The organism is Streptomyces sp. NPDC005263, from assembly GCF_042872365.1.
GTDB lineage: Bacteria > Actinomycetota > Actinomycetes > Streptomycetales > Streptomycetaceae > Streptomyces.
The window spans coordinates 1-23,180 of record NZ_JBIAKJ010000009.1; the positions used below are offsets into that span (position 1 = coordinate 1).

General features: G+C 71.1%; 20 protein-coding genes. 9 read left to right on the plus strand and 11 right to left on the minus strand.

Annotated features, from left to right (window positions below; translation table 11 throughout):
• The coding region (locus ACFYRY_RS32915) for a hypothetical protein (RefSeq protein WP_389154866.1) at positions 1-153 on the plus strand (153 nt) is incomplete at its 5' end.
• A 58-nt stretch (positions 154-211) separates the two neighbouring features.
• Here the strand turns inward: ACFYRY_RS32915 and ACFYRY_RS32920 are convergent.
• The 3 genes from ACFYRY_RS32920 to ACFYRY_RS32930 all read right to left on the minus strand — a co-directional run bounded on the left by ACFYRY_RS32920 (position 212) and on the right by ACFYRY_RS32930 (position 3,858).
• Positions 212-2,494, minus strand: a complete 2,283-nt coding sequence (locus ACFYRY_RS32920; protein WP_389153951.1) for an ABC transporter permease — start codon at positions 2,492-2,494, stop codon at positions 212-214.
• Positions 2,495-2,587: 93 nt separating this feature from the next.
• Positions 2,588-3,337 carry an ABC transporter ATP-binding protein gene (locus ACFYRY_RS32925; RefSeq protein WP_389153954.1) on the minus strand — a complete coding sequence of 250 codons (750 nt, stop codon included), beginning with the start codon at positions 3,335-3,337 and terminating at the stop codon, positions 2,588-2,590.
• A complete protein-coding gene (locus tag ACFYRY_RS32930; protein ID WP_389153957.1) occupies positions 3,334-3,858 on the minus strand; it encodes a PadR family transcriptional regulator in 525 nt (174 codons plus the stop codon). The genes ACFYRY_RS32925 and ACFYRY_RS32930 overlap by 4 nt, the downstream gene beginning before the upstream one ends.
• Before the next feature lie 148 nt (positions 3,859-4,006).
• Here ACFYRY_RS32930 and ACFYRY_RS32935 point away from each other — a divergent pair, with 148 nt between their 5' ends.
• The 5 genes from ACFYRY_RS32935 (at position 4,007) to ACFYRY_RS32955 (ending at position 10,646) form a co-directional block, all read left to right on the plus strand.
• Complete coding sequence (locus tag ACFYRY_RS32935) at positions 4,007-5,278, plus strand: ABC transporter substrate-binding protein (RefSeq protein WP_389153960.1); 1,272 nt, start codon at positions 4,007-4,009, stop codon at positions 5,276-5,278.
• 135 nt (positions 5,279-5,413) lie between these two features.
• Entirely contained in the window at positions 5,414-7,054 is a 1,641-nt protein-coding gene (locus ACFYRY_RS32940; protein ID WP_389153963.1) for a glycoside hydrolase family 13 protein, read from the plus strand.
• A gap of 62 nt (positions 7,055-7,116) precedes the next feature.
• Complete coding sequence (locus ACFYRY_RS32945; RefSeq protein WP_389153966.1) at positions 7,117-8,445, plus strand: ABC transporter substrate-binding protein; 1,329 nt, start codon at positions 7,117-7,119, stop codon at positions 8,443-8,445.
• A gap of 6 nt (positions 8,446-8,451) precedes the next feature.
• Complete coding sequence (locus ACFYRY_RS32950) at positions 8,452-9,810, plus strand: ABC transporter permease subunit (RefSeq protein ID WP_389153969.1); 1,359 nt, start codon at positions 8,452-8,454, stop codon at positions 9,808-9,810.
• Positions 9,807-10,646: a carbohydrate ABC transporter permease gene (locus tag ACFYRY_RS32955; RefSeq protein WP_389153972.1), complete on the plus strand. Its 840-nt coding sequence runs from the start codon at positions 9,807-9,809 to the stop codon at positions 10,644-10,646. Before ACFYRY_RS32950 ends, ACFYRY_RS32955 begins: the two co-directional genes overlap by 4 nt.
• An 81-nt stretch (positions 10,647-10,727) precedes the next feature.
• Here the strand turns inward: ACFYRY_RS32955 and pgl are convergent, their stop codons facing one another.
• Genes pgl through tkt form a run of 5 tightly spaced genes read right to left on the minus strand, consistent with a single transcriptional unit; the run spans position 10,728 to position 17,429 of the window.
• On the minus strand, positions 10,728-11,510 hold the full coding sequence (gene pgl, locus ACFYRY_RS32960) for a 6-phosphogluconolactonase (RefSeq protein ID WP_389153975.1): 783 nt from the start codon (positions 11,508-11,510) through the stop codon (positions 10,728-10,730).
• On the minus strand, positions 11,507-12,649 hold the full coding sequence (opcA, locus tag ACFYRY_RS32965) for a glucose-6-phosphate dehydrogenase assembly protein OpcA (RefSeq protein WP_389153978.1): 1,143 nt from the start codon (positions 12,647-12,649) through the stop codon (positions 11,507-11,509). Before opcA ends, pgl begins: the two co-directional genes overlap by 4 nt.
• Positions 12,646-14,175: a glucose-6-phosphate dehydrogenase gene (gene zwf, locus ACFYRY_RS32970; protein WP_389154868.1), complete on the minus strand. Its 1,530-nt coding sequence runs from the start codon at positions 14,173-14,175 to the stop codon at positions 12,646-12,648. The genes opcA and zwf overlap by 4 nt, the downstream gene beginning before the upstream one ends.
• 13 nt (positions 14,176-14,188) lie before the next feature.
• The gene (gene tal / locus ACFYRY_RS32975) at positions 14,189-15,307 is read right to left on the minus strand and encodes a transaldolase (protein ID WP_389153981.1); all 1,119 of its coding nucleotides are present in this window, start codon (positions 15,305-15,307) and stop codon (positions 14,189-14,191) included.
• A 34-nt stretch (positions 15,308-15,341) separates the two neighbouring features.
• On the minus strand, positions 15,342-17,429 hold the full coding sequence (gene tkt / locus ACFYRY_RS32980; protein ID WP_389153984.1) for a transketolase: 2,088 nt from the start codon (positions 17,427-17,429) through the stop codon (positions 15,342-15,344).
• A 355-nt stretch (positions 17,430-17,784) separates the two neighbouring features.
• Between tkt and ACFYRY_RS32985 the strand changes: the two genes are divergently transcribed.
• From ACFYRY_RS32985 to ACFYRY_RS32995, 3 genes are all read left to right on the plus strand, one after another.
• Entirely contained in the window at positions 17,785-18,738 is a 954-nt protein-coding gene (locus tag ACFYRY_RS32985) for a heme o synthase (protein ID WP_356776325.1), read from the plus strand.
• Between the two features lie 94 nt (positions 18,739-18,832).
• Complete coding sequence (locus ACFYRY_RS32990; RefSeq protein ID WP_389153987.1) at positions 18,833-19,189, plus strand: hypothetical protein; 357 nt, start codon at positions 18,833-18,835, stop codon at positions 19,187-19,189.
• A gap of 81 nt (positions 19,190-19,270) precedes the next feature.
• Positions 19,271-20,377, plus strand: coding sequence for an amidohydrolase family protein (locus tag ACFYRY_RS32995; protein WP_389153989.1), 1,107 nt, complete (start codon positions 19,271-19,273; stop codon positions 20,375-20,377).
• A 24-nt stretch (positions 20,378-20,401) separates the two neighbouring features.
• Here ACFYRY_RS32995 and ACFYRY_RS33000 read toward each other — a convergent pair whose 3' ends face one another.
• From ACFYRY_RS33000 to ACFYRY_RS33010, 3 genes are read right to left on the minus strand one after another with little or no spacing between them, the layout of a single operon-like run.
• Positions 20,402-21,409: a heme A synthase gene (locus tag ACFYRY_RS33000; protein WP_389153992.1), complete on the minus strand. Its 1,008-nt coding sequence runs from the start codon at positions 21,407-21,409 to the stop codon at positions 20,402-20,404.
• A 44-nt stretch (positions 21,410-21,453) separates the two neighbouring features.
• Positions 21,454-22,257 carry an ABC transporter permease gene (locus ACFYRY_RS33005; protein WP_389153995.1) on the minus strand — a complete coding sequence of 268 codons (804 nt, stop codon included), beginning with the start codon at positions 22,255-22,257 and terminating at the stop codon, positions 21,454-21,456.
• Positions 22,254-23,177, minus strand: coding sequence for an ABC transporter ATP-binding protein (locus tag ACFYRY_RS33010; RefSeq protein ID WP_389153998.1), 924 nt, complete (start codon positions 23,175-23,177; stop codon positions 22,254-22,256). The genes ACFYRY_RS33005 and ACFYRY_RS33010 overlap by 4 nt, the downstream gene beginning before the upstream one ends.
• Positions 23,178-23,180 lie beyond the last annotated feature (3 nt).

Below are 23,180 nucleotides of genomic sequence, written 5' to 3' on the forward strand. Positions count from 1 at the left end.
ATCGACTCCTTCGACCAGTGGGGCGTCGAACTCGGCAAGGTCCTCGCCAAGCGCGTCGAACCCGCCCTCACCCAAGGCACCGACGTACCCGGCCTGGACGATTCCACCAAGGCCCTGGTCGCCGCCTACCGGGAGCTGCGCGGCCGGGACTGAGCGGGGAGGCCGCCCCTCTCGCACGAGCCGCCCCCGCCGCACCGGCGAGGGCGGCAGCTCAGGCCACCGCGCTCAGCGTGTCCGCGAGCCGACGCCGTGCCGCCCGGGACGCCGGCAGCGCGGCGAGCGCGACCGCCCCCAGCACCGCGGCCGCGCCGAACAGCGCCAGCAGGGCGGGGGACGGTGCCTGAGCGATCCCGGCACCGATCCCGCTCGACCTGCCCTGGGCGTCGATCAGCCAGTGGGCGAGCGGGGCGCCCAGGACCGTACCGATGAGGACCGCGGCCAGCGCCGTACAGCCGGTGGCGGTGACGGTGACCGCGGTGATCTGCCGTGGGGACAGGCCGATGGCCTTGAGCGCCAGCAGATCCCGCTCGCCCTCACGCACGGTGCCGCCGATCGCGGTCAGCAGTTCGATCAGCCCGATGAGGGCGAGGACGGCGATCAGACCCACCACGACCCCGCGCAGCGGCGACAGCCCGTCGGCCGGATTCGCCACGGCGTGCACCTCCAGGTGACCGCGCCCGGCGGCGGACAACCGGGCGGCGACCACCTGCGGGTCCGTGCCGGGGTGCAGGCGGAGCTGGTAGAAGGTGGGGCCGAGGCCCGGGTCGTTCTCGCGGAGGGTGTCCAGCGAGGTGGAGATGACCCGGCCGGCGTTCTCCGGTTCGATGCTGCGGCCCACGATGTGCAGGATCTGCGGCCGGTCACCCACGGTCATCCGCACCCAGTCGCCCACCCGCACATCGAGCAGGTCCAGCAGCCCCTGCCCGGCCACCGCCTCGTCGGGACCCCGCGCGGCGCGGCCCTGGGCCAGGGCGTACGGGTACGGCTCCCGGGGAGTGCCGAGGCCACGCAGCGCGATGGTGGCCGTCTGCCCCGGTACCAGGGCCGCCACCTCCACGCCCGGGTAGACGGCGGCGACGCCCGGATCCCGCTCCAGCCGGTTACGGGTGGCCCGCTCGCCGAGACCGGAGTCCGTGCGGACGGTGAGCGCGGCCGGGACCCCGATCTGCTCGGGCCTGTTGTGGAAGCGGTCGATGGTGGTCCAGGCGCTCATCGCGACCACGATCAGCAGCAGCGGCAACGCGAGCCGGGCCACCGTGGCCAGCGACCGCGGACGCCTCGCGAACGCCTTGTGCCAGCCGAGGACCAGCGCGGGCGGCAGCCGCAGCCCGAGCGCCCGGCGCGCCACGGACGAGAGCCGCCCGCCCGCCGGTGCCGCGGGCCGTGGCACCGGGACCGGAGGCACCCGCCCCGCCCGCCAGGCCGCGAGACCGGTGGTCGCACCGATCAGCAGCACCGCCGCCACCGGCACCACGAACAGCGCCACCGGATGCCCGGGCAGCCCCTGCCACACGCCGACCGCGTCCCCGAGACGGCCGGGGAGGCTGCTGCCCAGCGCCTGGGTGAGCGCCGCCGCGGCCACCGCCCCGAGCAGCGCGTAGGCGATGTGCTGGAACAGGAAGACGCGGACCACCTGGCCCGGCGTGAAGCCGATCGCCTTCAGCACCGAGATGTCCCGCAGATGGCCCCGGATGCGGGTGGCGATCGCCCCGTGCACCGCGAGCCCGGCGGCGACCAGTGCCCCGAGGCCGAACAGTCCCAGCACCTGCGCCAGCAGCCGGCTGTCGCCCTGCGCCTCGGCGCGGGCCTGCTGCCAGGTGGAGACCTCGCTGACGGCACCGGAGCCGAGGACCGTGACGGCGCGCTGGACGACGTAGTCCGTGTCGCCGGGGTCCGACAGACGCAGCCCGATCACCTGGCCGCCGGGGTCGCGCACGGCTGACGGGAGCGCCCAGACGAGCCCCGGTTGCTCGCCCGGCCGGTAGCGGGGTTCGGCGCTGTCGGCGATGCCGAGGACGGTCAGGCGCCGTTCGGTGCCGGGCACGCTGAGGGTGTCGCCCGGCTCGGCCAGCAGGGCGCGGGCCAGACGGCTCTCCAGGACGACGCCGTCGGGGGTGCCGGAGTCCAGCCAGTGGCCGGAGGTGACCAGCGGGCGGCCGACGGTGGGCCTACCCGAGGTGCCGCGCAGTTCGACGGAGGCGCGGGCGCCGCGGGAGGCGAGGGTGGTGGACTCGGTCGGGTAGGGGCCGGAGACCGATGCGACGCCGTCCAGCTCCGCCGCCTTGCGTACATCCGCCGACGGGCTGGTGTGCAGCCACACATGAGCGCCGTGCGCCTGCGTGAAGACCCGCTGCCAGGGATTGGTGGCGTACCCGAACAGGGCCGTGGCCAGCAGCAGCGAGACGACGATGCCGGCGGTGGCGAGGACGAGGAACAGCGCCTCGCCGCGATGGGTGCGCAGATCGGAGTGCGCCCAGCGCAGGGTGGCTCGCACGGGCTCAGCCCCTCGTCCCGCTCATCGCGAAGGCACCGTCGTGCACCGCGAAGGCACAGTCGTACACCCGCATGTCAGCCCGTCACCCGCATGTCACTCCTTGAGTTCCAGCACGCCGGATATGCCGGTGCCGCGCGACGGCGTGCCGTGGAGTTCCGCGTCGTCGGCTATCCGCCCGTCGAAGAAGCTGATCACCCGGTCCGCGGCGCTCGCCAGCCGCGCGTCATGGGTGACCAGCACGATCGTCTGGCCGCGCTGGTGGAAGCGGGACAGCAGCCGGGTCACCTCGCGGGTGCCCTTGCTGTCCAGGCTGCCCGCGGGCTCGTCGGCCAGCAGCAGCGGCGGATGGTTGACCAGGGCCCGGGCGAGCGCGACCCGCTGCTGCTCACCGCCGGACAGCTCGCCGGGCATGCTCCGCTCCTTGCCCGTCAGGCCCAGCTCGGCCAACAGGCCCTCCCGCTCGGCACGCGCCCGCTTGGGGGACGCCCCGGCGAGCAGGGCCGGCAGTTCCACGTTGTCGGCGACCGAGAGATCGGACACCAGGTTGAAGAACTGGAACACGATCCCGATGCGCTTCCTGCGCTCCACGGCCCAGCGCGCCTCGCCCCACGTGTCGGCGCGCTCGCCGTCCAGCCAGATGCTGCCGCCGTCCGGTCGTTGCAGGCCACCCAGCAGGTGCAGCAGCGTGGACTTGCCGGCGCCGGACGGCCCGGTGATCGCCACGAACTCGCCCTGCCGTACGCGCAGATCGACCCCGCGCACGGCATGCGCCGGGGCACCCTCGCCGTGGTGCGTCTTGACCAGGCCCTCGGCGCGCAGCACGGGAGCGGGGCTGTCGTTCACTCCAGCTCCTCCAGCTCTTCCAGTTCTTCCTGGCACCGCTCCAGCCAGTCGAGGTCGGCCTGCAGGTGCAGCATCGCGCCCTCGATCAGCAGATGGGCGACGCGGTTGTCCCGGTTCTCGGCGGCGGCCAGTTTCGACAGATCGCGCATGGTGTTGAGGTACTGGCGCCGCTGCTTGTTGATGAGGGCGATCTGGTCGGCGAGACCGGTCTGCGGGGCGAGGGCCAGCTTCATGAAGAACTCGTCGCGCACCCGCGGCTCGTCGGCCGTCTCCTCGTACCAGGCGCGCAGCTCTTCCCGCCCGGCGTCGGTGAGGTGGTAGATCTTCTTGTTGGGCCGGCTCGACTGCTCGACCTCTTCGCCCTCGATCAGTCCCGTCTTCTCGAGGCGGCCGAGGGTGACGTAGATCTGGCCGACGTTCGGCTGAGGGTACGCGGAGCCCAGCAGTTGCTCAAGGTCGTGCTTGAGCTCGTAGCCGTGGGCCGGTCCGCGCGCGAGGAGAGCCAGCAGGGGCAGGCGCACTCGTGCTGTCCTCTCCGTCGCGTAATGTGCTCCGGGCCCTAGTATCGCCCATACCTAACAGGTATACATGGCGTCTGACTCGCGCGAGGCGCCCCGCACCCCGCCGCAGGTGTCAGATGTCAGGTGTCAGGTGCACAGGGAGGAACCTATGCGGTGGATTCACGCCGCCGGTAGGGGCCTTCTCGTTCTCGCGGTCGTCCTGACCGGGTACGTCACCTCCGGCGCGCACGCCGAGGACGGGACCGCGGGCGGCCGTGGGCCGCTCACCGTGGCCACCGCCGGAGACCTCACCGGCTATCTCGGCCCCCTGCTGGAGGGCTGGAACCGCACCCACCCCGGCGAGAGGGTCACCCTCGTCGAACTCCCGGACTCCGCCGACGAGACCCACGCGCAGATGGCCACCGACCTGCGCGACGGCGACCGCAGCCGGTTCGACGTCCTCAACATCGACGTCAACTGGACCTCCGAGTTCGCGGCGGCGGGCTGGATACGGCCGCTGCCCCGCGACCGCTTCCCGCTGAAGACCTTCCTGAAGCCGGTCGTCGACACGGCGACCTATGAGGACCATCTGTACGCCGTCCCGTACGTCACCAACGCCGGCCTGCTCCTCTACCGCAAGGACGTCCTCGCCAAGGAGGGCGTCGGGCCGCCTCGCACCTGGGCCGAACTGGAACGGGACGCGAAGACCATCGCCCCGAAGTACGGACTCGACGGCTACGCCGGCCAGTTCCTGCCGTACGAGGGCCTCACCGTCAACGCGGCCGAGGCCGTCTACTCGGCGGGCGGCACGATCCTCGGCGACGAGGGCGAACGCGTCACCGTGAACTCCGCCGCCGCCCGCGAGGGCATCGGCTTCCTCGCCCGGGGTGTGCGGGAGGGCTGGATCCCGAAGCGGGCGCTGACGTACAAGGAGGAGGAGTCGAAGCAGGCCTTCGAGGACGGGCGGTTGCTCTTCCTGCGCAACTGGCCGTACGCGTACGTCGCCGCCTCGGCCAGAGGGTCGAAGGTCGCCGGGAAGATCGGCGCCGTGCCGCTGCCCGGGCCCGACGGGCCGGGCAGGAGCGTCCTCGGTGGCTCCAACCTGGCCGTCAGCACGCACACGCGGCACCCCGACTCGGCCGCGCGGCTGATCACGTACCTCACCAGCGAGCCCGTCCAGCGGCAGGTGCTCACGCGCGGCGCGCTGCCGCCGGTACGGGCCGCGCTGTACGAGGACCCCGCGCTGGTGCGGGAGTTCCCGTACCTGCCGACCCTGCGTGCGAGCGTCGTCCGGGCCGCCCCGCGGCCCAGGAGCCCCCGCTACGACCAGGTCAGTCTGGTGGTGCAGGCGGTCGTGCAGGACGCGATGACCGGGCGCGAGACGCCCGAGGCGGCGGTGCGACGGCTGGCCCGGGAACTCGCCGCCATCCCGAGTCGCTAGTTACCTGTTAGGTAACGCGGACATCTCATCTGACTGAGAAATGCCCCTTTAGTGCCGGGTTTGTCATGCCTACTCGGTAGGAGCCTCCGTTCTTTTCATTGACACCCTCGCGACACGCCTACCTAACATGCATGCATGTCGAGCAAGTACCGCCGCTGGTGGCGCGACGCAGTGATCTACCAGGTGTACGTCCGCAGCTTCCTGGACAGCACCGGCGACGGCATCGGCGATCTCGCCGGAGTCAGGGCCGGACTGCCGTACCTGAAGAAGCTGGGCGTCGACGGGATCTGGCTGAGCCCCTTCTACCCCTCACCGCAGCACGACCACGGCTACGACGTGGCCCACTACCGCGACGTCGACCCGACTTTCGGCGACCTCGCCGAGTTCGACCTGCTGATGGCGGCCGCCCGGCGGCTCGGCATCAGGGTGCTGCTCGACATCGTCCCGAACCACTGCTCCAGCGAGCACCCGTGGTTCCAGGAGGCGCTCGCCGCCACCGACGGCAGCGCGGCCCGGGCCCGTTTCCACTTCGCCGACGGCCGCGGCCCGGACGGTGCCGAACCGCCCAACAACTGGCACGCCATGTTCGGCGGCCCCGCCTGGACCCGGGTCACCGAGGCCGACGGCCGGCCCGGCCAGTGGTACCTGCACATGTTCACCGCCGAGCAGCCGGACTGGAACTGGCGCGACCCGCAGGTCGCCGCCGAGTTCGACCGGACGCTGCGCTTCTGGCTCGACCGGGGCGTCGACGGTTTCCGTATCGACGTGGCCGCCGGCCTCTTCAAACACCCTGACCTGCCCGACTCCCCGGACCCGGAGGCGGACGCTCGCACCCGTGACTCCGTCAACCCGCTCGCCTGGAACCAGCCCGAGGTGCACGAGGTGTGGCGGCACTGGCGCGCGGTGTGCGAGGAGTACACGGCACACGACGGCCGCGAGCGGCTCCTGGTCGGTGAGGTGTCCGTCCCCACCGCGCGTGAACACGCCCAGTACGTCCGCCCGGACGAACTCCACCAGGCCTTCTTCTTCGACCTGCTGGGCGCACCCTGGGACCCCGACGCCTTCCGCAAGGTCATCTCCGAGGCCATGCAGGACATCGCCGGGACCGGGTCCACGGTCACCTGGGTCCTCAACAACCACGACCAGGTCCGCACCGTCACCCGCTACGGCGAACCGACCCCGCAGGGCAGCGGTCTCGGTTCCGCCCGCGCCCGCGCCGCCGCGCTGCTGATGCTGGCGCTGCCCGGAGCCGCGTACATCTACCAGGGCGAGGAACTGGGCCTGCCCGAGGTCGTCGACCTGCCCGACGACGTGCTCACCGACCCGATCTTCCGCCGGACCGGAAGCCGCGCCCGGATCCGCGACGGCTGCCGGGTGCCGCTGCCGTGGTCCGGGCAGGTGTCCCCGTTCGGTTTCACCTCCGGAGCGGAGAGCGCCAAGCCATGGCTGCCGCAGCCGGAGTACTTCGCCGACCACGCCACCGACCGGGCCCTCGCCGACACCCGTTCCTTCTGGCACCTGTACCGCGACGGCCTCCAACTGCGCGCCGCGCTGCCCCAGTTGGGTGAAGGTCCGCTGCGCTGGCTGGACACCCCGCCCGGCGTCCTCGCCTTCACCCGCGGCGAGGACGGTGACGGCTTCGTCTGCGCCGTCAACTTCGGTACGGCGCCCACGCCCGCACCGGTCTCCGGCACCCCGCTGCTGTCCAGCGGCCCCTGCCCGGCCGGGGTGCTCCCCGGTTCGACGGCCGCCTGGTGGATCAGCGACCACCTCTGACCTTCTTCTCCCGACTTCCCTGATCACCCGTCAACTTCCCACCCCTCGAAGGGACATCAACGATGATGCGACGACGCACGACCCTGCTCACGAGCTGCACCGCCCTCGCCCTGGCGCTCGGCGCGACCGCCTGCTCGGGCGGCGGCCCGGTCTCGGCCGGCGGCGGCGACAAGGCGCTCAGCGGTCAGACGGTCACCGTGGCCGGTGTCTGGTCCGGCAGCGAGCAGAAGAACTTCCAGAAGGTGCTGGACGCCTTCAGCGAGAAGACGGGTGCAAAGACACAGTTCGTGTCCACCGGCGACAACGTCTCCACCGTCGTCGGCAGCAAGATCGAGGGCGGCAACGCGCCCGACGTGGTGATGGTGCCGCAGGTCGGCGTCCTGCAGCAGTTCGCGAAGCAGGGCTGGCTCAAGCCGCTGTCCAAGGCCACCGAGCAGTCCGTGGACGCGGGGTACGCGCCCGTCTGGAAGAAGTACGGCAGCGTCGACGGCGCCCTCTACGGCCTCTACTTCAAGGCCGCCCACAAGTCGACGGTCTGGTACAGCCCCGACGCCCTCGACCAGGCCGGGGTCAAGCCGCCGACCACGTACGACGCGATGCTGAAGGCCGGGCGTACCGTCTCCGACTCCGGCCTCGCCGCGTTCTCGGTGGCGGGTCAGGACGGCTGGACCCTCACCGACTGGTTCGAGAACATCTACCTCTCCCAGGCCGGACCCGCGAAGTACGACGCCCTCGCCGCCCACAAGCTGAAGTGGACCGACGCGTCGGTGGTCAAGGCGCTCGGCACGCTCGGCAAGCTTTTCAAGGACAAGCAACTGCTGGCGGGCGGCCAGAAGGGGGCGCTCAACACCGACTTCCCGGGCTCGGTCGAGAAGGTGTTCGGGCCGAAGCCCGAGGCCGGCATGGTCTACGAGGGCGACTTCGTGGCCGGCGTCGCCAAGGACCAGTTCGGCAAGGCGATCGGGCAGGACGCGAACTTCTTCCCCTTCCCGGCGGTCGACGGCGGCAAGGCCCCGGTGGTCAGCGGCGGTGACGCGGCCGTGGTCCTGAAGGACGGCAAGAACGCCAAGGCCGGCATGCAACTCCTGGAGTACCTGGCCACCCCCGAGGCCGCGGCCGTGTGGGCGAAGGCGGGCGGCTTCCTGTCCCCGAACAAGAAGCTCGACCTCGCCTCGTACGGCGACGACGTCACCCGCGCCACCGCCAAGTCCCTGGTCGGGGCCGGGGATTCGGTCCGCTTCGACCTGTCCGACCAGGCCCCGGCCGCCTTCGGCGGCACCAAGGGTGCCGGTGAATGGAAGCTGCTCCAGGACTTCCTGCGCGACCCGTCCGACCCGAAGGGGACCGCGGCGCAGCTGGAAGCCGCGGCCGCCAAGGCGTACAAGGGCTGACCGACCATGACCGCGACCCTTGTGAAAGAGACGGGCGCCGGGCCCGCCTCGCCCGTCCGTGCCCGGCGCACCCGGCGGCGCGGACGGATCATCGCCGTCCTGTTCGCCTTCCCCGCCCTGCTCCTGCTCGGCGCGCTCGTCGTCTATCCCGTGCTGTTCTCGATCGGCCGCAGCTTCTTCGACGCGTCCGGCACCCGATTCGTGGGCGGCGAGAACTACAGCGAGATGTTCCGTGACCCGGCGACCGTCAAGGCCGTCCGGAACACGGCGATCTGGGTGGTGGTGGCGCCCGCCCTGCTGACCGGCCTCGGCCTGATACTCGCCGTGCTGGTGGAGAAGGTCCGCTGGGCGACCGCCTTCAAGCTGCTCCTCTTCATGCCGATGGCGGTGTCCTTCCTCGCCGCCGGCATCATCTTCCGGCTGGCCTACGACGACGACCCGAACAAGGGCGTGCTGAACGCGGCCGTCGTCTCGGTGCACGACGCCTTCACCGGCACCTCGCCGTACCCGACGGCCCGGGCCCGCGACGGCCACGGACTGGCCGAGCAGCCGGACGGCTCCTACCGGACGACCGCCACCGTCTCCCCGGGGGACTCGGTGACCCTCGGCCTGGTCGGCGTCCCGCCGAAGGAGCTGCCCGCGGGGGCCGAGCCCGCGTACCCGGCCGCCGCCCACAAGGCTGCTCCGGACGAGCTGCGCGGGGTGGTCTACCTCGACTTCACACCCGGCGGCGGAGGGAAGCAGGGCAAGGTCGACCGGCGGGAGAGCGGGCTGCCCGAGACCGAGGTCGAGGCCGTCGGCGCCGACGGCAGGACGGCCGCGCACACGACGACGGCGTCCGACGGCTCCTTCCGCTTCACCGGCCTCGACTCGGGCTCGTACACCGTGAAGCTGCCCGCCTCCAACTTCGCCCAGCCCTACGGAGGCGTCTCCTGGCTCGGGCCGACGCTCGTCACACCGGCGATCATCGGGGCGTACCTGTGGATCTGGACCGGCTTCGCGATGGTGCTGATCGGCGCCGGGCTCGCGGCGCTGCCCCGGGACGCGCTGGAGGCGGCGCGGATGGACGGGGCGAACGAGTGGCAGATCTTCCGGCGGATCACGGTGCCCCTGCTGGCACCCGTGCTCACCGTGGTCTTCGTGACCCTCGTGATCAACGTGATGAAGGTCTTCGACCTCGTCTACATCATCGCGCCAGGCCCGGTGCAGGAGGACGCGACCGTGCTCGCCACCCAGATGTGGCTGGTGTCGTTCGGCGGCGGCAACAACCAGGGACTGGGCAGCGCCCTCGGCGTCCTGCTCCTGCTCCTGGTGGTCCCGGCCATGGTCTTCAACGTCCGTCGTTTCCGAAGGAGTCAGCGATGAACGCGATACGGCGCGGCCTGGGCAACGGTGCCGTGCAGGCCTTCCTCGTGGTGATCGGCCTGGTCTGGGTGACCCCGCTCGCCGGGCTGTTCCTCTCCTCGCTGCGCTCCGCCCGGGACACCGCGCAGGGCGGCTGGTGGACCGTGTTCTCCAGCCCCGGGCAGCTGTCCTTCGACAACTACTCGGCGCTGCTGAAGAACTCCGGGATGACCCAGGCGTTCTGGAACACGGTGCTGATATCGGTGCCGACGACCGTCCTGGTGGTGGCCCTGGCGGCGCTGGCCGGATACGCGTTCGCCTGGCTGGACTTCCCCGGCCGGGACACCGTCTTCCTGCTGGTGGTGGCGCTGCTGGTGGTGCCCGTGCAGATCGGGCTGCTGCCGGTCGCCAAACTCTTCGGGCAGCTGGGCCTGTTCGGGACGATTCCGGGTGTGGTGCTGTTCCACGTGGCGTACGGGCTGCCGTTCGCGGTGTTCCTGCTGCGCAACTACTTCGCCGAGATGCCGAAGGAGATGCTGGAGGCGGCCCGGATGGACGGCGGCAGCGAGTGGCGGATCTTCACCCGCCTGGTCCTGCCGGTGGGCCGGCCGGCGATCGCCAGCCTCGCCATCTTCCAGTTCCTGTGGGTGTGGAACGACATGCTGGTGGCGCTGCTGTTCGCGGACGGCTCCGCGCAGCCGCTGACCGTGGAACTCCAGTCCCAGATACGGCAGTTCGGCAGCAACATCGACGTCCTGGCGCCGGGGGCGTTCCTGTCCCTGGTGGTGCCGGTGGTGGTGTTCTTCGCGTTCCAGCGGCACTTCGTGCAGGGCGTGATGGCGGGCTCGGTGAAGTAGGCCCCACCGAGCGGCCGGACGGCGGGGCGAAGAGCCCGCGCGGGTGAGGGCGGCGGGGCGAAGAGCCTCGCCGCCCTCAGCTCACGACAACGCCGGAGGGTACAGCGACCGCGGCAGCTGGGAGGCCGCCGCCGAGTCCAGCAGCCACAGGGTGCGCTGCCTGCCCTGCGCACCCGCCACCGGCGCCTGGATCTCGCCCGCGCCCGAGAGGCCTATCGCCACCGCCTCGGCCTTGTCCTCGCCGGCTGCCAGCAGCCAGACCTCGCGGGCGGCCCGGATCGCCGGAAGCGTGAGGGTCACCCGGGTCGGCGGGGGCTTCGGAGCGCCGTGGACACCGACCACCGTGCGTTCGGTCTCCCGGACGGCGGGCAGCTCCGGGAACAGGGACGCCACATGGGTGTCCGGTCCCACGCCCAGCATCAGGACGTCGAACGTCGGTACCGCCCCGTGGTTCTCCGGACCCGCAGCACGGGCCAGCTCCTCGGCGTAGCCCGCGGCCGCCGCGTCCGCGTCGGCCCCGTACGGTCCGTCCGACGCGGGCATGGCGTGCACGCGCTTCGGGTCCAGCGGCACCGCGTCCAGCAGCGCCTCGCGGGCCTGCGTGACATTGCGTTCCGGGTCGCCCTCGGGCAGGAAGCGTTCGTCGCCCCACCACAGGTCCAGGCGGCCCCAGTCGACGGCGTCCCGGGCGGGCGCCGCGGCCAGGGCGGCGAGCAGCCCGTTGCCGTTGCGGCCACCCGTGAGGACCACGGACGCCGTACCGCGCGAGGCCTGCGCGTCCACGACCTTCGTGATCAGGCGGGCCGCGGCGGCCTGGGCCATCAGCTCCTTGTCGTGATGCACGACCAGCTGCGGAGTGCTCACTTCGCCGCCGCCTTCCTCACCGGGGCCTCCTGCGTCGCCGCTGAAGCGGGTGCTTTCGCAGCCGCTTCAAGGGGAGTAGGGACCGCGACGGCCCCTTCTCCTTTGGCCACCGGTCCCTCCGCGTCGGCGTTCTGCTCCGCGTCGGCGTTCTGCTCCGGCTCGGCGTTCTGCTCCGCGTCGGGCACCTCGGCACCCTTGCCCCGCGACCCGTTCGAGGTGCTCAGCCGCTCCACCCCGAACCGCAGCGCGGACGCGTACGTGTCGTCCGGGTCCAGCCGCCGCAGTTCCTCCGCGATCAGCTCCGCCGTGTCGCGGCGCTTGAGCGCCACCGCACGGTCGGGCTGGCCCTCGATGGAGAGGGTGGCGAGGGAACCGTCGGCGCGGTCGAGGACGATCGGGCCGCAGTCGGTGTTCATCCGGACCGCCGTCAGGCCGGGGCCCGACGACAGTGAACGCTTCACCGGGACGTCCAGCCGGTCCGCGAGCCACATCGCCAGCAGCTCACAGCTCGGGTTGAACTCCTCGCCCTCCACCTCGACGGCCGCGACCTCGCAGGTCACCTGGTCGAGAGCGGCCGCCAGCATCGAACGCCAGGGCGTGATCCGGGTCCACGACAGATCCGTGTCGCCGGGGGTGTAGGCGTCCGCGCGGGCACCGAGTTCCCGTACCGGCTGCTCGGACGCGTAGGTGTCGGTGACCCGGCGCTGGGCGAGGGCGCCCAGCGGGTCCTTCGCCGGGTCCAGGGGTGCGTTCACCGGCCACCAGACCACCACCGGGGCGTCCGGCAGCAGCAGCGGCAGGACGACCGACTGGGCGTGGTGGGCGACATCCCCGTACAGCCGCAGGATGACGGTCTCGCCGGAGCCCGCGTCCGCGCCCAGCCGTACCTCGGCGTCCAGCCGGGACTGGGTCCGGTCGCGGGGCGAACGCGAGACGCGCTTGATGACCACGAGCGTGCGCGAGGGGTGCTCGTGCGAGGCGTCGTTGGCGGCCTTCAGGGCGTCGTACGCGTTCTCCTCGTCCGTGACGATGACCAGCGTGAGCACCATGCCGACGGCCGGGGTTCCGATGGCCCGCCGGCCCTGCACCAGTGCCTTGTTGACCTTGCCGGCCGTGGTGTCGGTGAGGTCTATCTTCATGGCCGGCGCCAGCTCCGTCCGTCTCGCTCGAGCATGTGGTCCGCCTCGACCGGGCCCCAGGTGCCCGCCGGGTACTGGGCGGGCTTGCCGTTCTTTTCCCAGTACTGCTCGATCGGGTCGAGGATCTTCCAGGACAGCTCGACCTCCTCGGTGCGCGGGAAGAGGTTCGAGTCCCCGAGCAGCACGTCGAGGATCAGCCGCTCGTACGCCTCCGGGCTGGACTCCGTGAACGACTCGCCGTAGGCGAAGTCCATCGACACGTCCCGGATCTCCATCGAGGTGCCCGGCACCTTGGAGCCGAAGCGGACCGTGATGCCCTCGTCGGGCTGGACGCGGATGACGATCGCGTTCTTGCCCAGCTCCTCCGTCGCCGTGTGGTCGAAGGGGGAGTGCGGGGCCCGCTGGAAGACGACCGCGATCTCGGTGACCCGGCGGCCCAGCCGCTTGCCGGTGCGCAGGTAGAAGGGGATGCCCGCCCAGCGGCGGTTGTCGATCTCCACCTTGATCGCGGCGTAGGTGTCGGTCTTCGACTTGGGGTCGATGCCGTCCTCTTCGAGGTAGCCGATGACCTTCTCGCCGCCCTGCCAGCCGCCCGCGTACTGCCCGCGCACGGTGTCCGTGCCGAGGTCCTTCGGCAGTCTCACCGCGCCGAGCACCTTGGTCTTCTCCGCGGCGAGGGCGTCCGCGTCGAAGGACGACGGTTCCTCCATCGCCGTGAGGGCCAGCAGCTGGAGCAGGTGGTTCTGGATGACGTCACGGGCGGCGCCGATGCCGTCGTAGTAACCGGCCCGGCCGCCGATGCCGATGTCCTCGGCCATGGTGATCTGCACGTGGTCCACGAAGGACCGGTTCCAGATCGGCTCGAACATCGTGTTGGCGAAGCGCAGCGCCAGGATGTTCTGGACGGTCTCCTTGCCCAGGTAGTGGTCGATACGGAAGACCTGGTCCGGGGCGAACACCTCGTGCACGACCTTGTTGAGCTCCTCGGCCGACTTCAGGTCGTGGCCGAAGGGCTTCTCGATGACCGCGCGCCGCCAGGACCCGCCCTCCTGGTCAGCCAGCCCGTGCTTCTTCAGCTGCTGGATGACCACGGGGAAGGAGCGCGGCGGCACGGACAGGTAGAAGGCGAAGTTGCCGCCCGTGCCCTGTGCCTTGTCCAGCTCCTCGATGGTGCCGCGAAGCCGCTCGAACGCGTCGTCGTCGTCGAAGGTGCCCTGGACGAAGCGCATCCCCTGGATGAGCTGCTGCCAGACCTCCTCACGGAACGGCGTACGGGCGTGCTCCCTGACGGCGTCGTGGACCTCCTGCGCGAAGTCCTCGTGCGCCCACTCACGCCGGGCGAAACCGACCAGCGAGAAACCCGGCGGCAGCAGACCCCGGTTCGCCAGGTCGTACACGGCGGGCATGAGCTTCTTTCGTGACAAATCGCCCGTGACGCCGAAGATGACCAGGCCCGACGGCCCCGCGATACGCGGGAGCCGTCGGTCGGCGGGGTCACGGAGCGGGTTCGCTCCGTGACCGGAAATAGGAGCCAAGGGTTCAGCCCTCCGAGGGGGCGAGGCGCTGGAGCTCCGCCTCGGTCGACTTGAGCAGATCGTTCCAGGACGCCTCGAACTTCTCGACGCCCTCGTCCTCCAGGAGCTGGACGACCTCGTTGTACGAGATCCCGAGCTTCTCGACCGCGTCGAGGTCGGCGCGGGCCTGCTCGTACGTGCCGGAGACCGCGTCGCCACGGATCTGACCGTGGTCCTCGGTGGCGAACAGGGTCGCCTCCGGCATGGTGTTCACCGTGTTCGGCGCGACCAGCTCGTCGACGTACAGCGTGTCCTTGTACGCCTTGTCCTTGACGCCGGTCGACGCCCACAGCGGACGCTGCTTGTTGGCGCCGGCGTTCTCCAGCTTCGACCAGCGCTCACCGGAGAAGACCTCCTCGTACGCCTGGTAGGCGAGGCGGGCGTTGGCGAGACCGGCCTTGCCGCGGGCGGCCTTGGCCTCGTCGGTGCCGAGCGCGTCGATCCGCTTGTCGATCTCGGTGTCCACCCGGGACACGAAGAAGGACGCCACGGAGTGGATCTTCGTGAGGTCCAGGCCGCGCTCCTTGGCCTTCTCCAGGCCCGCGAGGAACGCGTCCATCACCAGGCGGTAGCGCTCGAGGGAGAAGATCAGCGTGACGTTGACGCTGATCCCGAGGCCGATGACCTCGGTGATCGCCGGGATGCCCGCCTCGGTGGCCGGGATCTTGATGAGGGTGTTGGGGCGGTCCACCAGCCACGCCAGCTGCTTGGCCTCGGCGACCGTCGCCTTGACGTTGTGCGCCAGCCGCGGGTCGACCTCGATCGACACCCGGCCGTCCTGGCCGCCGGTGGCGTCGAAGACCGGGCGCAGGATGTCGGCGGCGTCGCGGACGTCCGCCGTCGTGATCATGCGGATGGCCTCTTCGACGCTGACCTTGCGGAAGGCGAGGTCGGAGAGCTGCTGGTCGTAACCGTCGCCCTCGGAGATCGCCTTCTGGAAGATCGACGGGTTGGTGGTGACGCCCACGACGTGCTGCTGGTCGATCAGCTCGGCGAGGTTGCCGGACGTGATCCGCTTGCGCGACAGGTCGTCCAGCCAGATCGCCACGCCTTCCTCGGAGAGGCGCTTGAGTGCGTCTGTCATGGAAATTGCATCTCCTACGTGTCGTATATGAGCGTCAGCGCTGGGCTGCGGCGATCGATTCCCGGGCCTTGGCCGCCACGTTCTCGGCAGTGAAGCCGAACTCCTGGAAGAGCACCTTGCCGTCCGCCGAAGCACCGAAGTGCTCCAGGGAAACGATGCGTCCGGCGTCTCCCACGTACTTGTGCCAGGTGAGACCGATACCGGCCTCGACCGCGACCCGCGCCCGCACCGCAGGCGGCAGGACGCTGTCCCGGTACCCCTGGTCCTGCTCCTCGAACCACTCCACACACGGCATGGAGACGACCCGCGTCGGCACCCCGTCGGCTTCGAGCTGCTCACGCGCCTCGACGGCGACGTGCACCTCGGAACCGGTCGCGACCAGGATCACCTCCGGCGTCCCGGTGGAGGCCTCGAACAGGACGTAACCCCCCTTGGCCGTGTCCTCGTTGTGCTGGTACGTCGGCACACCCTGCCGGGTCAGCGCCAGGCCGTGCGGGGCGCCCTTGCCGAAGACCTTGGTGTAGCGGCGCAGGATCTCGCGCCAGGCGATCGCGGTCTCGTTGGCGTCGGCCGGACGGACCACGTTCAGGCCCGGGATGGCGCGCAGCGAGGCCAGGTGCTCGACGGGCTGGTGGGTGGGGCCGTCCTCGCCGAGGCCGATGGAGTCGTGCGTCCAGACGTAGGTGACCGGCAGGTGCATCAGCGCGGAGAGCCGGACGGCGTTGCGCATGTAGTCGGAGAACACGAGGAACGTGCCGCCGTAGATACGGGTGTTGCCGTGCAGCGCGATGCCGTTCATCTCCGCGGCCATGGAGTGCTCGCGGATACCGAAGTGGATCGTGCGGCCGTACGGGTTCGCCTCCGGCAGCGGGTTGTCCGCCGGCAGGAACGACGAGGTCTTGTCGATCGTCGTGTTGTTCGAGCCCGCCAGGTCGGCCGAGCCGCCCCACAGCTCCGGCACGACCGCGCCGAGCGCCTGGAGCACCTTGCCGGACGCGGCACGGGTCGCGACACCCTTGCCGACCTCGAAGACCGGGAGCTTCTCCTCCCAGCCCTTGGGCAGCTCACCCGCCGCGATCCGGTCGAACTCGGCGGCGCGCTCCGGGTTGTTGCTCCGCCACTCCTGGAAGGACTTCTCCCACTCGGCCTTCGCCTGACGGCTCCGCTCACCCAGCGCCCGGGTGTGCTCCAGGACCTCGCCGGCGACCTCGAAGGTCTGCTCCGGGTCGAAGCCCAGCACCCGCTTGGTGGCCGCGACCTCGTCGTCGCCGAGCGCCGAGCCGTGCGCGGCCTCGGTGTTCTGGGCGTTCGGCGCGGGCCAGGCGATGATCGAGCGCATCGCGATGAACGACGGCCGGTCGGTGACCGCCTTGGCGGCCTCGATCGCGTCGTAGAGGGCGTGCGGGTCGAGGTCGCCGTCCGGCTTGGCGGCCACCCGCTGCACGTGCCAGCCGTACGCCTCGTACCGCTTGACGGTGTCCTCGGAGACGGCCGTCTCGGTGTCGCCCTCGATGGAGATGTGGTTGTCGTCCCACAGCAGGATGAGGTTGCCGAGCTTCTGGTGACCGGCCAGCGAGGACGCCTCCGCGGAGATGCCCTCCTGAAGGCAGCCGTCACCGGCGATCGCGAAGACGAAGTGGTCGAAGGGGGAGGTGCCCTCAGCGGCCTCCGGGTCGAACAGACCGCGCTCGTAGCGGGCCGCCATCGCCATGCCCACCGCGTTGGCGACACCCTGCCCCAGCGGGCCGGTCGTCGTCTCCACGCCGGTGGTGTGGCCGTACTCCGGGTGACCCGGGGTCTTGGAACCCCACGTCCGGAACGACTTCAGGTCGTCCAGCTCCAGGCCGAAACCGGCCAGGTACAGCTGAGTGTAGAGGGTCAGGGACGAGTGGCCGGCGGACAGCACGAAACGGTCCCGGCCCACCCAGTCGGCGTCCGCCGGGTCGTGCCGCATCACCTTCTGGAAGAGGGTGTACGCGGCGGGAGCCAGGCTCATCGCCGTACCGGGATGGCCGTTGCCGACCTTCTGTACGGCGTCGGCGGCCAGGACGCGGGCGGTGTCGACGGCCCGCTGATCCAACTCGGTCCACTCGAGGTCTGTGGTGGTCGGCTTGGTGCTCACCCTGGGTCAGGGCTCCTCTCCACATGTCACGCATGTCGAATCGCCGGTGCACTGGACGCCCCGGCCGCTGTCGAGCCTACCCCCGCCAGTACGTGCGCTTTTTCGAGTCGTTCCAGTCTGTCGGGAGTCGTCGGTATGCGCTTGTCCGCTGGGCCGTTCCCTGTTCGGCAGGTGAATACGGAGCCGCTCGTACGAGTGCTCAATCGAGTGCCGCACGGCTCTTCCAAGCGGGCCACCCAACACGATCCGACCCCCGCGAATATCGGGGTATGGGCAACGTCTACAGTGGCGTGGTACGCGCGAGCCTTTACCGGGACTTCACACGGCCGAGGCTTGCTGGGATGTCTCTGTAGGGGTGTGCGTGACGGCCGTCGAATCCCGTCCAGCGGGGGTACTCGGTGCGAGCCAGAGCCCGAGCCACCGGCCGTTCGGGGCCCGTGTCAAGGCGTTCGTAGCTCTGACCAAGCCTCGGATCATCGAGCTGCTGCTCATCACCACGGTTCCGGTGATGTTCCTGGCGCAGCAAGGTGTTCCCGACCTCGGGCTGGTGCTGCTCACCTGCCTGGGCGGGTACCTGTCCGCGGGTGGCGCGAACGCGCTCAACATGTACATCGACCGCGACATCGACGCGCTGATGGACCGCACCTCGCAGCGTCCGCTGGTCACCGGAATGGTCAGCCCGCGCGAGTGCCTCGCCTTCGGCATCACCCTGGCCGTCGTCTCCACCCTGCTGTTCGGCCTGGCGGTCAACTGGCTGTCGGCCTGGCTGTCGCTCGGGGCGCTCCTCTTCTACGTCGTCGTCTACACGATGATCCTCAAGCGCCGTACCTCGCAGAACATCGTGTGGGGCGGGATCGCCGGATGCCTGCCCGTCCTCATCGGCTGGTCGTCGGTCACCAACTCCCTGTCGTGGGCGCCGGTCATCCTCTTCCTGGTGATGTTCTTCTGGACCCCGCCGCACTACTGGCCGCTGTCCATGAAGGTCAGGGAGGACTACGCGCGGGTGGGCGTGCCGATGCTGCCGGTCGTCGCCTCCAACAAGGTGGTCGCCAAGCAGATCGTCCTCTACAGCTGGCTGATGGTCGGGGTGTCGCTGCTGCTGACGCCGCTCGGCTACACGGGCTGGTTCTACACGGCGGTCGCGCTACTCGCGGGCGGTTTCTGGCTGTGGGAGGCGCACGGGCTGCAGAACCGCGCCCGGGCCGAGGTGACCGGAGCCAAGCTCAAGGAGATGCGGCTGTTCCACTGGTCGATCACCTATGTGTCGATCCTGTTCGTGGCCGTCGCGGTGGACCCCTTCCTGCGCTGACCTCCCGAGATTTCCCGTGCCGGGCGGGGTACGTGGCCAAGGCCACGTACCCCGCCCGTCGCCGTTCGATCTACCCGTCGGTAGCATCCTGACCATGGCAGACACGCAGCAGGTTGACGAGGGCAACGACGCCAGGCAGGCCGCACGTGCCGAGCGCAGGACGGCCCGCCTCGCCAAGCAGATCGGCGCCTTCGCCAAGGCGCACGGCGGAGCCGAGGGCCAGGTGGCCCACCTCGGGCAGCGCGGCGCCCGCATCGTGCTCGTCGGCGAGGACGGCGGCTGGGGCGACCTGGTGGCCCCGTCGTACGACATCGCCGAGAAGGCCGTGCAGAAGTCCGGGATCACCCTCCACGAGGCCTTCGACGGCGAGTTCGCGGCCAAGGTCCGGACCGGTCCGTACGAGTGGACCCGGATGGCCGGGATTCAGGTGGGCGGCCCGAGCAACACCTGACACCCGGTTCACCCGTTAGGACCCGTGGAGGACCGTAGGAGGACACGGTCCTCGGACGTGGTCCGCTCGCGGGGAGTCCGGATGATCGAAACGCCGTCCCTGGTGGACCAGTACTGCCACGGCGTACTGAGGACGGAGCTGGGTCTCGGCACCTTCGAGGCTCAGCTGGCCCGCTCCGAGGGGCCGCCCGCGCCGGGCACGACGCTCTTCGACACCCAGACCGGTTTCGCGGTACGCCGCTGGTGCCCCCCGCTCCTCGGCCTGGAGACGCACTGCCCGCCCGCCCGGTATCTCGCCCGACGTCGTGAACTCGGCGTAGTGGAGTCGGCCCGGCGCCTGCTGCGCGGCAGCGGCATCACGACGTACCTGGTCGACACCGGACTGCCCGGCGACCTCACCGGACCCGAGGAACTGGCCGGCACGGCGGCCGCCGAGGCCCGCGAGATCGTGCGCCTGGAGCCGCTCGCCGAACAGGTCGCCGACACCTCCGGCACCGTCGAGTCCTTCCTCGCCAACCTCGCCGAGTCGGTGCACGGGGCCGCCGTCAACGCCGTGGCCTTCACCTCGGTGGCGGGCGTACGGCACGGACTCGCGCTGGCGCCCGAGCCACCGGGGCCGGGGGAGGTGCGGGGCGCGGCCGGCCGCTGGCTCGCCGGGCGCCGGGTGGGCGGGGAACTGCGCGATCCGGTGCTGCTGCGGCACCTGCTGTGGATCGCCGTCGCCTCCGGCCGCCCCCTCCAGCTCCACTCCGGCCTCGGCGAACCCGGCCTGCGCGCCGACCGCACCGATCCCGTGCTGCTGACGGACTTCGTACGGGCCACGGCCGGGCTGCGCACGGACCTGGTGCTGCTGCACAGCTACCCGTACCACCGGCACGCCGCCCACCTCGCCGGTGTCTTCCCTCATGTGTACGCCGACGCGGGCGCCGCCCTGGTGCGCACCGGCGCCCGGGCCGCGACCGTCCTCGCGGAGATCCTGGAACTCGCCCCGTTCGGCAAGATCCTCTTCTCCAGCGGCGCGCAGGGCCTGCCCGAGCTGCACGTGGTCGGCGCCCGCCTGTTCCGGGAGGCCCTGGGGCGGGTGCTGGGCACCTGGGTCAGCGAGGGCGCGTGGTCGCAGACGGACGCCCAGCGGGTCGCGGGGATGATCGCGGCGGGCAACGCCGGGCGCGTGTACGGGCTGGAGTGACCGCGGTGGCCCGCGGCCGGGGGCTCACGCCCGGGTCAGGGCCGCCTCGGTCGCGGGGCCCGGCAGGTCGGCCTCCGCCTGCGTACGTTCCCGCAGCGCCAGCAGCACCCGCAGGACCGCGATCCACACCAGCGCCGAGCCGAGCATGTGGAAGCCGACCAGGAGCTCCGGGAGGTCCGTGAAGTACTGGACGTAGCCGATGACGCCCTGGGCGAGCAGGATCAGGAACAGGTCGCGGGTGCGGTGCAGGGGGCCCTTGGGGGAGTCGACGGCCTTGAGGACGAACCACAGGGCGAACGTCAGCGACACCACGATCCAGGCCAGCACCGCGTGCACCTTGCTCACGGTCTCCCAGTTGATCGGCATCCGGTCGACCTCGCTGGAGTCGCCCGCGTGCGGGCCCGCGCCGGTCACCACCGTGCCGACCAGGATCAGCAGGACGGCCGCCGCGACCAGGAACCACACCAGCTGCCGCACCGCCCCGCCGACCAGCGGACGGGGTGGCGCGTCACCCTCGCGGGTGCGCTGCCACATCACGGTGGCGATCGCGATCAGGGCCGACGTGGCCACGAAGTGCGCCGCGACCGTGTACGGGTTGAGGCCGACCAGGACCACGATGCCGCCGAGGACGGCGTTGCTCATCACGACCCAGAACTGTGCCCAGCCCAGCCGGGTCAGAGAGCGCCGGTAGGGCTTCTCGGACCGCGCGGCGATGATCGCCCAGCCCACGGCGGCGCACAGCACGTACGTCAGCATGCGGTTGCCGAACTCGATGGCGCCGTGGAAGCCCATCTCGCTGGTGGCGGTCAGCGAGTTGTCGGTGCACTTGGGCCAGGTCGGGCAGCCGAGCCCCGAGCCGGTGAGCCGCACCGCTCCTCCGGTGACCACGATGACCACCGACATCACGAGCGCGGCGAGTGCCGCCCGCCGGACCGTCCGAGGGGTCGGAGTCCAGTGTTCGGCGATGAAGGCGAGCGGGTTGCGGACGGCCGCTACGGCGTCGGCACGGGTCAGGTTCGGCACGCGTTCCATCGTAGGGGGCCGCTTGTGCACGCTTTCACTAGGGTCCCGGGGGGCTACTCCCACCGGAAGAAGCGGCCCGCGGCGGCCAGTGCGACGACCGCCCACCCGGCGAGGATCCCGAGGTCGCCCCAGGGGACGCCGGCGCCGTGCTGGAGCACGTCCCGCAGGCCGTCCGACAGGGCCGAGATCGGCAGCAGCGCGAGGACGTCCTGGGCGGCGGACGGGAACTTCTCCAGCGGGACGATCACGCCGCCACCCACCAGGAGCAGCAGGAAGACCAGGTTGGCGGCGGCCAGGGTCGCCTCCGCCTTGAGGGTGCCCGCCATCAGCAGACCGAGGCCCGAGAAGGCCGCCGTGCCGAGGACCAGCAGGAGCAGGACGGCGACCGGGTTGCCGTGCGGGGACCAGCCCAGAGCGAGGGCGATCGCCGTGAGCAGGATCACCTGGAGAATCTCGGTGACCAGGACGGAGAGCGTCTTCGCGGTCATCAGACCCCAGCGGGGCAGCGGGGAGGAGGCGAGGCGCTTCAGGACGCCGTACCGGCGCTCGAAGCCCGTGGCGATGGCCTGGCCAGTGAAGGCCGTGGACATCACGGCCAGCGCCAGGACACCCGGCGCGAGGAAGTCGACCGCCTCGCCGGCACCCGTGTCGACGATGTCCACCGAGCTGAACAGGAGCAGCAGCAGGGCGGGAATCACGACCGTCAGCAGCAACTGCTCACCGTTGCGCAGCAGCATCCTCGTCTCCAGCGCGGCCTGGGCGACGATCATGCGGGGGAGCGGCGCGGCCCCCGGCTTCGGCGCGTAGGCGCCGGTGGCGCTGTCGGCGCTGTCGGCGCTGGTGGTGGCGCTGGTCATGAGCGCAGCTCCTTGCCCGTGAGCTCCAAAAAGACGTCTTCGAGGGTGTGGCGTTCGACGGAGATCTTCTCCGGCATCACCCCGTGCTGCGCGCACCACGAGGTGACCGTGGCGAGCAGTTGCGGGTCGATCTTGCCGCCGACGCGGTACGAACCCGGCGTCAGCTCCGCGGCCGTGCAGTCCGCCGGGAGGGCCTTCAGGAGCGATCCGACGTCGAGCCCGGGGCGGCCGCTGAAGCGCAGGGTGTTCTCCGCGCCGCCGCGGCACAGCTCCTCGGGCGAGCCGTGGGCGATGACCCGGCCCGCGTCGATGATCGCGACGTCGTCGGCGAGCTGCTCGGCCTCGTCCATGTAGTGGGTGGTGAGGATCACGGAGACGCCGTCGGCGCGCAGGTCGCGGATCAGGTCCCAGGTGGCGTGGCGGGCCTGCGGATCGAGGCCGGCGGTCGGCTCGTCCAGGAACACCAGCTCGGGGCGGCCGACGACCGCCATGGCGAGCGCCAGCCGCTGCTGCTGGCCGCCCGACAGCCGCCGGTACGTCGTCCGGCCGCAGCTGCCCAGCCCCAGCCGCTCGATGAGCGCGTCCACGTCCAGCGGGTGGGCGTGCAGCTTGGCCACATGGCGCAGCATCTCGTCCGCCCGGGCGCCCGAGTACACGCCACCGGACTGCAGCATCACCCCGATCCTGGGGTGCAGCTCGCGGGCCTGTCGCAGCGGGTCGAGGCCGAGGACGCGCACCGTGCCCGCGTCGGGCCTGCGGTACCCCTCGCAGGTCTCGACGGTGGTCGTCTTGCCGGCCCCGTTGGGACCGAGGACGGCGGTCACACCCGCCCGGGCCACCAGGTCGAGGCCGTCCACCGCGGTCTTCGTGCCGTACCGCTTGACCAAGGCGTGGACCTGGACCACGGGCTCACTTCGCATGGG

Excerpts from the sequence above, each read along its gene's own strand:
- ACFYRY_RS32990 (WP_389153987.1), top strand. The coding sequence starts at position 18,833 with ATGGCAGACACGCAGCAGGTTGACGAGGGCAACGACGCCAGGCAGGCC.
- ACFYRY_RS32995 (WP_389153989.1), top strand. The coding sequence starts at position 19,271 with ATGATCGAAACGCCGTCCCTGGTGGACCAGTACTGCCACGGCGTACTG.
- tal (WP_389153981.1), bottom strand. The coding sequence starts at position 15,307 with ATGACAGACGCACTCAAGCGCCTCTCCGAGGAAGGCGTGGCGATCTGG.
- ACFYRY_RS32945 (WP_389153966.1), top strand. The coding sequence starts at position 7,117 with ATGATGCGACGACGCACGACCCTGCTCACGAGCTGCACCGCCCTCGCC.
- ACFYRY_RS32955 (WP_389153972.1), top strand. The coding sequence starts at position 9,807 with ATGAACGCGATACGGCGCGGCCTGGGCAACGGTGCCGTGCAGGCCTTC.
- opcA (WP_389153978.1), bottom strand. The coding sequence starts at position 12,649 with ATGAAGATAGACCTCACCGACACCACGGCCGGCAAGGTCAACAAGGCA.
- ACFYRY_RS32935 (WP_389153960.1), top strand. The coding sequence starts at position 4,007 with ATGCGGTGGATTCACGCCGCCGGTAGGGGCCTTCTCGTTCTCGCGGTC.
- ACFYRY_RS32940 (WP_389153963.1), top strand. The coding sequence starts at position 5,414 with ATGTCGAGCAAGTACCGCCGCTGGTGGCGCGACGCAGTGATCTACCAG.
- ACFYRY_RS32950 (WP_389153969.1), top strand. The coding sequence starts at position 8,452 with ATGACCGCGACCCTTGTGAAAGAGACGGGCGCCGGGCCCGCCTCGCCC.
- ACFYRY_RS33000 (WP_389153992.1), bottom strand. The coding sequence starts at position 21,409 with ATGGAACGCGTGCCGAACCTGACCCGTGCCGACGCCGTAGCGGCCGTC.
- ACFYRY_RS33005 (WP_389153995.1), bottom strand. The coding sequence starts at position 22,257 with ATGACCAGCGCCACCACCAGCGCCGACAGCGCCGACAGCGCCACCGGC.
- ACFYRY_RS33010 (WP_389153998.1), bottom strand. The coding sequence starts at position 23,177 with ATGCGAAGTGAGCCCGTGGTCCAGGTCCACGCCTTGGTCAAGCGGTAC.